This window comes from Nocardia sp. 852002-51101_SCH5132738 (assembly GCF_001665695.1).
Lineage (GTDB): Bacteria > Actinomycetota > Actinomycetes > Mycobacteriales > Mycobacteriaceae > Nocardia > Nocardia nova.
In genome coordinates, this window is record NZ_LZML01000004.1 from 160,842 (window position 1) to 172,979 (window position 12,138).

The window sequence follows — 12,138 nt, forward strand, 5'->3', positions numbered from 1 at the left end:
TCACAAACGTCGCAGCGCGAAGAACGAAATGAGGCGAACACCTGCTGTGAGCAGCTCAACATCCCAGTTCGGACAGAACCAGTGGCTCGTCGACGAGATGTACCAGAAGTACAAGCAAGATCCGTCGTCGGTCGATGAGAGCTGGCACGAGTTTCTCGCCGACTACACACCGGAATCGCCGGGTGAGATAGCCAACAGCACTCCCGCCGCCTCCGCGCCGACCGCCGCCCCCAGCGCGCCGGCCACTCCGGCTCCGGCCCCCGCGAACGTCAACAACGCCGCGCCGAAGACCGCCCCCACCCCGGCGCCCGCTCCGCCGCCGGCGCCCGCCGCCCCGGCGGCCGCCGCTCCGGCCGCGCCCAAGGCCACCGCCGCCGTCTCGGCCGCCGCCGCGCCGCCGCAGGCCCGCGGCAGCAAGCCACAGGCCAGCACCACCCCGGCGCCGACCTCCAACGCCGCTCCCACCAAGACCTCCCCGGCCGAACCGGCCGCCGACGAGTCGAAGGTGCTGCGCGGACCGGCCGCGGCGATCGTCAAGAACATGTCGTCGTCGCTGACCATCCCGACCGCAACCAGCGTGCGCGCCATCCCGGCGAAGCTGATGATCGACAACCGGCTGGTCATCAACAACCACCTCGCCCGCACCCGCGGCGGCAAGATCTCGTTCACCCACCTGCTCGGCTACGCGATCGTCCAGGCGGTCAAGGCGTTCCCGAACATGAACCGCCACTTCGCCGAGGTCGACGGTAAGCCGAACGCGGTCACCCCCGCGCACACCAACCTCGGCCTGGCGATCGACCTGCCGGGCAAGGACGGCAGCCGCACTCTCGTCGTCGCGGCGATCAAGAACACCGAGACGATGTCGTTCGCGCAGTTTCACAGCGCCTACGAGGACATCGTGCGCCGCGCGCGCGACGGCAAGCTCACCACCGAGGACTTCACCGGCGTCACCATCTCGCTGACCAACCCGGGCACCATCGGCACCAACCACTCGGTGCCGCGGCTGATGCCCGGTCAGGGCGCGATCATCGGTGCGGGCGCCATGGAGTACCCGGCCGAATTCCAGGGCATGAGCGACCAGCAGCTCGCCGAGATCGGTATCGGCAAGCTGATGACGCTGACCTCCACCTACGACCACCGCATCATCCAGGGCGCGGAGTCGGGCGATTTCCTGCGCACCATCCACAACCTGCTGATCTCCGACGAATTCTTCGACGAGATCTTCCACGGCATGGGTGTGCCCTACGAGCCGGTCCGCTGGCGCAAGGACATCAAAGAGCGCGGTGTCGACAAGAGCGTGCGCGTCCAGGAGCTGATCGCGGCGTATCGCAGTCGCGGCCACCTGATGGCCGACACCGATCCGCTGCGGCTGGTGAAGGACAAGTTCCGCAGCCATCCCGACCTCGACGTCACCCAGCACGGCCTGACCCTGTGGGACCTCGACCGTGAATTCAACGTCGCGGGCTTCCACGGCCAGGAGCGGATGAAGCTGCGCGACGTGCTGTCGGTGCTGCGCGACGCGTACTGCCGCCACGTCGGTGTGGAGTACACCCACATCCTGGAAACCGAACAGCTGCAATGGATTCAGCAGCGGGTCGAGCAGAAGCACGAGAAGCCGACCGTCGCCCAGCAGAAGTACATCCTGTCGCGGCTGAACGCGGCCGAGGCGTTCGAGACCTTCCTGCAGACCAAGTACGTCGGCCAGAAGCGCTTCTCACTGGAGGGCGCCGAGTCGACCATCCCGATGATGGACGCCGTCATCGACCAGTGCGCCGAGCACGGGCTCGACGAGGTCGTCATCGGCATGCCGCACCGCGGTCGCCTGAACGTACTGGCCAATATCGTCGGCAAGCCGTACTCGCAGATCTTCACCGAGTTCGAGGGCAACATGAACCCGGCCGCCACCCACGGCTCGGGCGATGTGAAGTACCACCTCGGCGCGCACGGCACCTACATCCAGATGTTCGGCGACAACGACATCGAGGTCTCGCTGACGGCCAACCCGTCGCACCTCGAGGCCGTCGACCCGGTACTGGAGGGTCTGGTCCGCGCGAAGCAGGATCTGCTCACCAAGGAAGACCTGGTCACCAAGGGCGAGGAGGCTCGCACCTTCTCGGTCGTGCCGCTGATGCTGCACGGTGACGCGGCCTTCGCCGGCCAGGGTGTGGTCGCCGAGACGCTGAACATGTCGGGCCTGCGCGGCTACCGCGTCGGCGGCACGGTGCACATCGTGGTGAACAACCAGATCGGTTTCACCACCGCACCGGAGAACAGCCGCTCCACCGAGTACTCGACCGATATCGCCAAGTCGATCGGCGCGCCGATCTTCCACGTCAACGGCGACGATCCCGAGGCCTGCACCTGGGTGGCGCGCCTGGCGACCGACTTCCGCGAGAAGTTCCACAAGGACGTGGTCATCGACCTCATCTGCTACCGCCGTCGCGGCCACAACGAGGGCGACGACCCGTCGATGACCCAGCCGTACATGTACGACGTCATCGACACCAAGCGCAGCGTCCGCAAGTCCTACACCGAGGCCCTGATCGGCCGCGGTGACATCTCGATGAAAGAGGCCGAGGACGCCCTGCGGGACTACCAGGGGCAGCTGGAGCGGGTGTTCAACGAGGTCCGCGAGCTGGAGAAGTACCCGCCGGAGCCGAGTGAATCGGTCGAGCAGGAGCAGACCGTTCCGGGCACCGTCGTCACCGCCGTGGACAAGTCGGTGCTGCAGCGCATCGGCGACGCCTTCCTCGGCGTGCCGGACGGCTTCAACGTGCATCCGCGCGTCAAGCCGGTGCTGGAGCGCCGCCGGGAGATGGCCTACGAGGGCAAGATCGACTGGGCCTTCGCCGAGTTGCTCGCCTTCGGCACGCTGATCGACGAGGGCCGCGCGGTGCGCTTGACCGGTCAGGACTCCCGGCGCGGCACCTTCACCCAGCGGCATTCGGTGATCATCGACCGCAAGTCCGGTGCGGAGTACACCCCGCTGCACAACATCGGCAGCGAGAATCCGGGCTGGTTCGCGGTGCACGACTCGGCGCTGAGCGAATTCGCGGCCGTCGGTTTCGAATACGGCTACTCGCTGGGCAACCCGGACGCGCTGGTCCTGTGGGAGGCGCAGTTCGGCGACTTCGTCAACGGCGCGCAGTCGATCATCGACGAGTTCATCTCCTCCGGTGAGGCCAAGTGGGGTCAGCTGTCGGAGGTCGTGCTGCTGCTGCCGCACGGTCACGAGGGTCAGGGTCCCGACCACACCTCCGGCCGCATCGAGCGGTTCCTGCAGCTGTGCGCCGAGGGTTCGATGACGGTGGCGGTCCCCTCCACTCCGTCGAACTACTTCCACCTGCTGCGCCGGCACGCGCTCGACGGCATCCGCCGCCCGCTGATCGTCTTCACCCCGAAGTCGATGCTGCGCAACAAGGCCGTGGTCTCCAACGTCGAGGACTTCACCGACGCGAAGTTCCGCTCGGTGCTCGAGGAGCCGACCTACGAGAGCGGCGACGGCGACCGGTCGAAGGTCAAGCGGATCCTGCTGACCAGCGGCAAGCTCTACTACGAGCTGGTCGCCGAGAAGGCCAAGAAGAACCGTGACGATGTCGCGATCGTGCGCATCGAACAGCTGTACCCGATCCCGTCCTACCGGCTCAACGAGAAGCTCGCGACCTACCCGAACGCCACGGATCTGGCGTGGGTGCAGGAGGAGCCGGCCAACCAGGGCGCCTGGCCGTTCTTCGGGCTGAACCTGCCGGAGATCCTGCCGGACCGGTTCAACAAGCTGCGCCGCATCTCTCGCCGCGCCATGTCGGCCCCGTCCTCGGGTTCGTCGAAGGTGCACGCGGTGGAGCAGCAGGAGATCGTCGACGAGGCGTTCGCCCCCACCGACTAGGTCGTATCGCCCGGACGCCGGGTCGGATCGCTCTGCCGAGCGGTCCGGCCCGGCGTTCGTCGTATCCGGGGCCGAGCGGCGCCGTACATCCGGCCGCGTCATATTCGGGAGTCCTCGATCGTCGTAATGAGTGAAACAGTCTTGTGCCGCCCCACTTCCGCGTCGTATATCCGGCGTGGAATATTTGAGCCGGAACATGTCGGTCCGCCCGCGTAGTGTGCGGCGGCAGCGACGAAGGGAGTCGAGACCGATGTCCAAGCAGCCGGGTGCCACGTTGACGCCGTTGGCGATCTCGGTACTGGCGCTGCTGGAAGAAGACCGCATGCATCCGTACGAGATGTACCAACTGCTGCTCAAGCGCCGGAAGGACAATCTGCTCAAGATTCGCCCCGGCTCGCTCTATCACACGGTGACCCGGCTGGCCGAACAAGGACTGGTCCAGGCGGAGGGTACCGAGCGTTCGGGTAACCGGCCGGAACGCACCACCTACTGCATCACCGAAGCGGGTACCGCGGCGCTGCGTACCCGGATCGCCGATATCGTCCGGCAGCCGACTCGTGAGTATCCGATCTTTCCCATCGGCTTGGCGGAGGCACACAATCTTCCGGTCGAGGAGGTGATCGCCCTGATCACCGAGCGGATCGGCTGGCTGGACAACGACATCACCGAACTCGACGCCATTCGCGAATGGCGCGCTCCCGCGAGGTACCCCGCCGGTACTGGATGGTGATCGACTATCTGCGAGGTGTCGCACAACACGAGGTCACGTGGCTGCGCGGTCTCACCGAGGAGTTACGTGACGGCTCGCTGCCGTGGCTGGAATTCGACGAGGGCGGAACCCGTTGCCCCAACAGAACCGGTGACCTCGGTCACGACTGGGGTGCGGCCCTGACCGACGACGTACTCGCCGAGCTGCGGAAAGGTGGTGCGACCGCTGCCGAGCACTGATCGGGCGCAGGTACGCGGCGGGCCCCGAGACCTTCATACGAACCACCCATCGGTCGTCGTCGTCGATCGGTGCCGGGAACAGGAACGAAATCTATGACATCGCAAAGAAATCCGTGGCTGGCGCTGACCGCGCTGGTCGTCGGATTCTTCATGATCCTGCTGGATATGACCATCGTCGCGGTGGCCAATCCGGCGATCATGCAGGATCTGCATACCGACATCAACAAAGTCATCTGGGTGACCAGCGCCTATCTGCTCACCTACGCGGTGCCGCTGCTGGTCACCGGCCGCCTCGGCGACCGCTTCGGACCGAAGAACATCTACCTGGCCGGTCTGGCGGTCTTCACGCTGGCCTCGCTGTGGTGCGCGGTCTCGGCCAATGTGGAGATACTGATCGCGGCCCGCGCGGTGCAGGGCCTGGGCGCGGCGTTGATGACGCCGCAGACCATGGCCGTCATCACCCGCACCTTCCCGCCGGACAAGCGCGGTGCGGCGATGGGGCTGTGGGGCGGCATCGCCGGCCTCGCGACACTGGTCGGCCCGATCCTCGGCGGCGTGCTGGTCGACTGGCAGGGCTGGAACTGGATCTTCTACATCAACGTGCCGATCGGCGTGGTGGCGTTCGCGCTGGCGGTGTGGCTGGTTCCGAATCTGGAAACCCACCAGCACAAGTTCGATTTCGTGGGCGTGGTGCTCAGCGGTATCGGCATGTTCCTGCTGGTCTTCGGCATCCAGGAGGGCAATACCCGGGATTGGGACGCCTGGATCTGGGCGATGATCATCGCGGGCCTGGTGGTGCTGGGGCTGTTCGTGGTGAACCAGGCGCGCAACAAGGACGAGCCACTGGTGCCGCTGAGCCTGTTCCGCGACCGCAACTTCTCGATGTCGAGCGTCGCGATCGCCGCGATGGGCGCCGCGGTCACCTCGCTGATGGTGCCGGCGTACTTCTACCTGGAGGCGGTGCGCGAGTACACCCCGACCCGGGCCGCGCTGGTCTTCGCGCCGATGGCGATCGTCACCGGCCTGACCGCGCCGTTCATCGGCACGATCTCCGACCGGATGCCGCCGCGCATCCTGCCCACCATCGGATTCCTGGTGTTCGCCCTGACCGTCTTCGGCTTCGCGGCGCTGATGAAGCCGGACAGCTCCATCGCGGTATTCCTGGTGGTCGCGGCCGTCGCCGGTCTGTCGAACTCCTGCATCTGGGCTCCGCTGGCCTCCACCGCCACCCGCAACCTGCCGATTCATCAGGCGGGCGCCGGTGCGGGTGTCTACAACACCACCCGTCAGGTCGGTTCGGTGCTCGGTAGCGCCGCGATCAGCGCGCTGATCTCGGCCCGCATGTCCGCACAGGGGCTGGGCAGCGGCCAGTTCGGCGAGGGTGGCGGCACCGGGATGGGCCACATCCCCGAGCAGATCCTCGACAAATTCAGCACAGCCCTGGGCCAGGCGATGATCCTGCCCGGCGCGATTCTGCTGATCGGTGTGGTGGCTTCGGCCCTGTTCGTCGGCAACTCGGCGAAGAACCAGCAGGAGGAGGCCGAGGCGGGTACCGAGCCGGAGAAGGCAGGCATCCCCGGCTGAGCCCGGTCGGCGCGCCGAACAGGGTGCGCGACAGCGCGATACGAGGTCCGCGTGGCAGTGCTGCCACGCGGACCTCGCCGTGTTCGGCGCGGTGCGCGTAGCCGATCGGCGCCGGGCCGCATTTCCCCCTCGGCCGCGCCGGCGGAGGTCGCGCGTCTACCCGACTCGGATCGTCCGCGAGGGGTAGCCGCTCGCCCCGTCCGGGATGACGTCGGCGACCTCCGCGGTCTGAACCGTTCCAGTGCCGTCGGTGGCGCGGGCGCGGACCGTATGCGTTCCCGCGGAGGCGTCCCAGTCGTAACTCCATTGCCGCCACGTGTCGACGGACGGTTCGGCGGCCAGGCGGGCGGGTTGCCACGGGCCGTTGTCGATCTGGACCTCGACGGCGTCGATACCGCGATGTTGCGCCCAGGCCACACCGGCGATGGTCACCTTCCCGGCCCGGACGGCACCGCGCGGGGTGTCGATACGGGTGCCGGTCTTGTTGGGCCCGCGTTCGGACCAGCCGCGCCGCGTCCAATAGGCCTGGGCGCGATCGAATCTCGTGATCTCGAGTTCGGTGACCCACTTGGTGGCCGAGACGTAACCGTAGAGTCCGGGCACGACCAACCGGGCCGGATATCCGTGTTCCACGGGCAACGGCTCGCCGTTCATGCCGACCGCGAGCAGGGCGTCGCGACCGTCGGTGAGCGCGGCGAGCGGACTTCCGGCGGTGAAGCCGTCGGCACTGCGCGACAACACCATATCGGCGTCCGGATGCGGCCCGGCCTCGGCGATCAACGCGTCGAGCCGATAACCCAGCCAGCTCGCGTTGCCGATCAGATCGCCGCCGACCGGATTCGAGACGCAGGTCAGCGTCACCAAGCGTTCCACCGACGGCCGGCGCGCCAGATCGGCGTAGTCGAGCCGGATTTCGCGGTCCACCATGCCGTGGATCCGCAGTGACCACGTCTCCTTGCTGACCTGCGGAACGGTCAGCGCGGTGTCGATCCGGTAGAAGTCGGAATTGGGGGTGAGATACGACGCCAGTCCCGGTACTCGCAGATCCGCGGCCGGATCCACCGGAGGCACAGGCACATTCGGCGGCGGCAACCGCACCGCCGCCCGTTCCCCCGCCACACTGCGGGCGCTCGCCCCAAGTACGCGCCCGGCGATTCCGGCCGCCACCGCCAGTACTCCCACCCCGACGATCCCCCGCATCACCTGCCGTCGATCGACCCGCGCCACATCGGGTTTCACCACGCGCGGCCAGGCGGCTCCGCGCGCACTCAGGCGGGCGTCTTCTCCCTCGAAGGGCGCACCGCCACCCGAGCCCGCCTCGGCTGCTCCACGCTCGATCGGAATCTCTGGCGCGTGAGCCCGGTCCTCTTGCGCCGCAGTGGCTTTCGCCGGATCGGGCACCGCACCGCCACCACCCCGCACCATCGCCGGCGCACCGAACGCCTCGTATCGCCGAATCAACCACCGCAGCGACACGATTGCCAGCGCCACCCCCACGACCGACGGCAGCGCCCAAGTCCAGTTGGCGGCCGGGCGTTCGAGCGCAGCCCACGCCGCCCCGATGCCGAAGACGCCGAGCACCACCGATCCGATCGGCCGCGCGGTTCGCTCGACCACCCCGACGAGCGCCGCGACGATCAGCGCCACCACGCCCATCAGCAGATACAGCATCATTTTGTCGTCGGTGCCGAAGGTGTCGATCGCCCATTCCCGCACCCCGTCGGGCGTGTGGTCGACCACCGTCGCCCCGATCGCCGCCAACGGCGCGCTTCCCGCCCCCACCGGCACCGACACCAACTCCGCGACGCCCAGCGCCAGCCCCGCGGACACGATTCCGCAGGCCGCGCGCAGTCCCGATCCGGCCATAACGGCGAGCGTACTGCGGATTCCCCCCGGTGAACCCGCCCGAACGAGCGCATCGACCACAGCGTCACAGATTCGTCAGAACTCGAAGCCGGACGTGATCCGGCCCATGTCGGCGGTTCCACGGCAAGCACCCAGCCCCTTCTCAGGAATCGCGCGCTTAATTGATAGAGGATCCGAATGCGTCGGGGCCCGGGTCCGAGCCGACACACAGGATATGACCGAACAGGACGTGATGAGCGTGTATCCGAACGAGGGCAATCGGCCGCACCAGCCCGGACCGTACGAACCACGATCGGGGGCGTACGGTCCGCACGGGTATCCGGGTCAGCCGCCCTACCCGGGGCAGTACCCCTACCCGCAGCAGTATCCGCCGCGAGGACGCGCGCCACGGCACGGCATGACCTTCGGAATGCTGGCGGCCCTGGTCGCGGTGGTGGCGCTCGCCATCGCTCTGGTCGGCTCCCGCATCGACGCCCACGGCCCCGGCCAGGCGGCCCCGTTCGGCCACGGCCAGGGTTCGGTGGTGCAGCCGGTCGATTCGCAACCGCAGTCCGCGGCGCTGGAACAGGCGGCGAACGCGGTGGTGCCGGGCATCGTCGTGATCAACACCGAACTCGGGATGCAGAACGGCGCGGGCGCCGGAACCGGCATCGTGCTCGGATCGGACGGCACCATCCTCACCAACAACCACGTCGTGGAGGGCGCCACCGACATCTCGGCCACCGATCTCGGCAACGGCCGCACCTACAGCGGCAGCGTCATCGGATTCGACCGTCAGGACGATCTGGCCGTGGTGAAGTTTCAGGGCGCCTCCGGACTGCAGACGGCGCCGCTCGGCGATTCGGACCAGGTGAAGGTCGGCGACGCCATCGTGGGTGTCGGCAACGCGGGCGGCACCGGCTCCCCGACCGCGGCGGGCGGACGCGTCACCGCACTGGACCGCTCCATCACCGCCAGCGACGAATCGGCCGGCGCCGCCGAGCAGCTGACCGGTCTCATCCAGGTGGCCGCGAACATTCAGCCGGGTGATTCCGGCGGTCCGCTCATCAACAGCTCCGGCCAGGTGGTCGGCGTGAATACCGCCGCGTCCCAGGGCTTCCAGCTCGGCGCGAGCGGTGGTCAGGGCTTCGCGATTCCCATGAACAAGGCGAAGACGATCGCCGCGCAGATCCAGGCGGGGAAGAGTTCGGACCGCGTGCACATCGGCGATTCCGCGTTCCTCGGTATCACGATGAGCGATGCCAACGGCTCCGGTGCGTTGGTGCGCAATATCGTGAGTGGCGGTCCGGCACAGGCCGCGGGCCTGGCCGCGGGCGATGTGATCACCGGGCTGGACGGTCACGGCATCGATTCGGCGACCACCATGACCAACACGATGGATCAGCATCACCCGGGCGATACGGTCACACTCACCTGGGTGGACCGCTCGGGACAGAGCGAGTCCGGTCAGGCGTCGCTCGCCCAGGGTCCCGTGGGCTGACGCGACGAGTTCAGCCGAATCTCGATCTCGTCGGCCTTCGTGTCCGGTACGGGCTCAGCCGTGACCCGCACCCCCACCACCGCCCCGGATTCCCGGTCGACGAACGACAGCGGCGGCTTTCCATCCTGCAGATATTTGTCGCCCCACTGCATCAGCGACAGGAATATCGGCAGCAGATCCTCACCGGCCGCGGTCAGGCGGTATTCCGCGCGTTCGCGCCGGCCGGGTTCGCGATACGGCACCCGTTCCACGACGCCCGCCGATTCGAGCTGTTTGAGCGCACGCGACACCGCCGGCGCCGACGTTCCGATCCGGGTCGTGAAGTCCTCGAATCGGGTTGTCCCGTAGAAACATTCGCGCACGACGAGGAAAACCGTCCGCGTGCTGAGCAACTCGAGCACCCGTCCGGCCGAACATCGGTCACCGATCGACCAGGCGTCCCGGTCGCTCAGTCGCGGCTCGAACATCATCGACACGAGACCATACTACCTAACGCTTGCGTTACCCAGCGAGCTGTGCTGTCATCTAACTAACGAGATCGTTATCCAGAGGGTGGGCAGTCGCCCCGAACGATCCGAAAGGACGAGAGATGGCCGGAATCGAAGGCGCGGTCGCACTGGTGACGGGCGGGCAGCGGGGGCTCGGCAGAGCCTTCACCGACGAGCTGCTCAGGCGCGGCGCCGCCAAGGTCTACACCACCGCCCGCGCCCCGAAGGCCGCCGACGACCCCCGCGCCGAGCCGCTCGCCCTGGACGTCACCGACGCCGATTCGGTCGCCGCCGCGGCATTGCGGGCCCGCGACGTCGAGATCGTGGTGAACAATGCCGGCGTACTCCTTCCCGCACCGCTGCTGAGCGCCGATATGGCCGATATCGTCACCACGTTCGACACCAACGTCTTCGGCCCGCTGCGGGTAGTCCAGGCATTCGCGCCGATTCTGGCGGACAACGGCGGCGGCGTACTCATCGATATCCATTCGGTGCTGTCGTGGGCCGCGGGCGCGGCGGCCTACGGTGCGTCGAAGGCGGCGCTGTGGTCGCTGACCAATTCGCTGCGGCTGGAGCTGGCCGCACAGCGCACGCAGGTGGTCGGCGTCCATCTGGGATTCGCCGATACCGAGATGGTGCGGCGCCTTCCCGGCGACAAGCTCGCGCCGAGCGTGGTGGCCGAGGCTGTCTTCGACGGCGTACTGCGCGGCGATACCGAAGTGCTGGTCGACGACGTCACGCGCGGCGTGAAGGCGGCACTGTCCGGCCCCGTCGAGGGCCTCGCACTGACCATCTCCCGCTGAACCCGTTACCGCACATCATCTTTCGAAAGGAACCACCGATGCCACTGTGGCATGTGCACCACCCCGCCGACACCTATTCCGACGCCGACAAACAGGATTTCGCCCGGGACATCACCGCGCTGTACGCCTCCTTCGGCTTGCCGGAGTTCTACGTCGTCGTGCTGTTCCAGGAGATCGAGGAGACGTCCTTCTTCGTCGGCGGGAAGCCGTCGAACAACACGGTGCGAATCGTCGTGGAACATCTCGCCCGCCATCTGGACGACCCGCAGATGCGCAAGCGATCGACGCAGCGGCTCAACTCGATCATGGAGCCCTACACCGGCGCGCGTGGATTGCACTGGGAATTCCACACTTACGAATCCCCGCGCGATCTGTGGATGATCGACGGACTGTTCCCACCGGACGCCGGCAGCGAGGCAGAAAAGGCGTGGGCGCGCGCCAACGAGCCCATTCCCTACAGCTAGCTCCCCACAACCGACGCCGCCCGGCGGGTCACGGCGTGCGGTCGAAATCTATTCGCCGCCGTACAGATTGATCATCCACGGCACCGAGAATTTGTCGGTGACCATACCGAACTGCTTCGCCCACTCGGTTTTGCCCAGTGGCATGGTGACCTGTCCGCCCGCGGACAGCCCGGTGAAGATCCGTCCGGCCTCGGCCTCGTCGTCCATATCCAGGCAGACGCTGAACGGCACGTTGTCGTGGTTGATCTGCTGATCGGGCGGACAGTCCGACCCCATCAGCAGCTGATCCTCCCGCCAGGTCAACGCGGCGTTGGCGATTCGCTTGCCCACCTCTTCGGGCAGGTTCCCGCCACCGCCGTCACCCATGTCGCGGTAGCGAACCATCTGCAGTTCCCCGCCCAGGACCGACTGATAGAAGGTGAATGCCTCCTCGGCATCACCATCGAACAACAGATATGCGGTAGCCGACTTCACGATTGCCTCCTCCGGAGTGGATACGGGCCTGCGGCCGGCGGCCGCGGCCCCACAGATGAGACGGCGGCAGCCGGAGAAAATCATCGCCGGATATCGCGCATATCGTCGCACGTCGAAACGCCGAACGGCCCGCCTTCTCGAAGGC

Annotated in this window: 10 protein-coding genes; 7 read left to right on the forward strand and 3 right to left on the reverse strand. The window is 67.3% G+C overall.

Annotated elements, in window-relative coordinates; genetic code table 11:
* Positions 1-28: 28 nt before the first annotated feature.
* The 4 genes from A5789_RS00875 (at position 29) to A5789_RS00890 (ending at position 6,418) form a co-directional block, all read left to right on the forward strand.
* Positions 29-3,886 carry a multifunctional oxoglutarate decarboxylase/oxoglutarate dehydrogenase thiamine pyrophosphate-binding subunit/dihydrolipoyllysine-residue succinyltransferase subunit gene (locus A5789_RS00875; RefSeq protein ID WP_197516525.1) on the forward strand — a complete coding sequence of 1,286 codons (3,858 nt, stop codon included), beginning with the start codon at positions 29-31 and terminating at the stop codon, positions 3,884-3,886.
* Positions 3,887-4,136: 250 nt separating this feature from the next.
* Positions 4,137-4,616 (forward strand): PadR family transcriptional regulator, encoded by a 480-nt coding sequence (locus tag A5789_RS00880; protein WP_064902049.1) that lies wholly within the window; start codon positions 4,137-4,139, stop codon positions 4,614-4,616.
* Positions 4,610-4,834: a hypothetical protein gene (locus A5789_RS37570; RefSeq protein WP_227462693.1), complete on the forward strand. Its 225-nt coding sequence runs from the start codon at positions 4,610-4,612 to the stop codon at positions 4,832-4,834. The genes A5789_RS00880 and A5789_RS37570 overlap by 7 nt, the downstream gene beginning before the upstream one ends.
* Before the next feature lie 93 nt (positions 4,835-4,927).
* On the forward strand, positions 4,928-6,418 hold the full coding sequence (locus tag A5789_RS00890; protein WP_064902047.1) for a DHA2 family efflux MFS transporter permease subunit: 1,491 nt from the start codon (positions 4,928-4,930) through the stop codon (positions 6,416-6,418).
* A gap of 156 nt (positions 6,419-6,574) precedes the next feature.
* Here the strand turns inward: A5789_RS00890 and A5789_RS00895 are convergent, their stop codons facing one another.
* Positions 6,575-8,284, reverse strand: coding sequence for a molybdopterin-dependent oxidoreductase (locus tag A5789_RS00895; RefSeq protein WP_064902046.1), 1,710 nt, complete (start codon positions 8,282-8,284; stop codon positions 6,575-6,577).
* Between the two features lie 214 nt (positions 8,285-8,498).
* On the opposite strand from A5789_RS00895, the gene A5789_RS00900 reads away from it, so the two are divergent.
* A complete protein-coding gene (locus A5789_RS00900; RefSeq protein WP_227462694.1) occupies positions 8,499-9,764 on the forward strand; it encodes a S1C family serine protease in 1,266 nt (421 codons plus the stop codon).
* Here A5789_RS00900 and A5789_RS00905 read toward each other — a convergent pair.
* The gene (locus A5789_RS00905; RefSeq protein WP_063019044.1) at positions 9,731-10,234 is read right to left on the reverse strand and encodes a helix-turn-helix domain-containing protein; all 504 of its coding nucleotides are present in this window, start codon (positions 10,232-10,234) and stop codon (positions 9,731-9,733) included. The genes A5789_RS00900 and A5789_RS00905 overlap by 34 nt on opposite strands.
* Positions 10,235-10,353: 119 nt before the next feature.
* Between A5789_RS00905 and A5789_RS00910 the strand changes: the two genes are divergently transcribed.
* Positions 10,354-11,055 (forward strand): SDR family oxidoreductase, encoded by a 702-nt coding sequence (locus A5789_RS00910; RefSeq protein WP_064902045.1) that lies wholly within the window; start codon positions 10,354-10,356, stop codon positions 11,053-11,055.
* 38 nt (positions 11,056-11,093) lie between these two features.
* On the forward strand, positions 11,094-11,519 hold the full coding sequence (locus A5789_RS00915) for a tautomerase family protein (protein WP_063019032.1): 426 nt from the start codon (positions 11,094-11,096) through the stop codon (positions 11,517-11,519).
* Positions 11,520-11,567: 48 nt separating this feature from the next.
* Here the strand turns inward: A5789_RS00915 and A5789_RS00920 are convergent, their stop codons facing one another.
* A complete protein-coding gene (locus tag A5789_RS00920; RefSeq protein WP_064902061.1) occupies positions 11,568-11,993 on the reverse strand; it encodes a VOC family protein in 426 nt (141 codons plus the stop codon).
* Between the last annotated feature and the right edge of the window lie 145 nt (positions 11,994-12,138).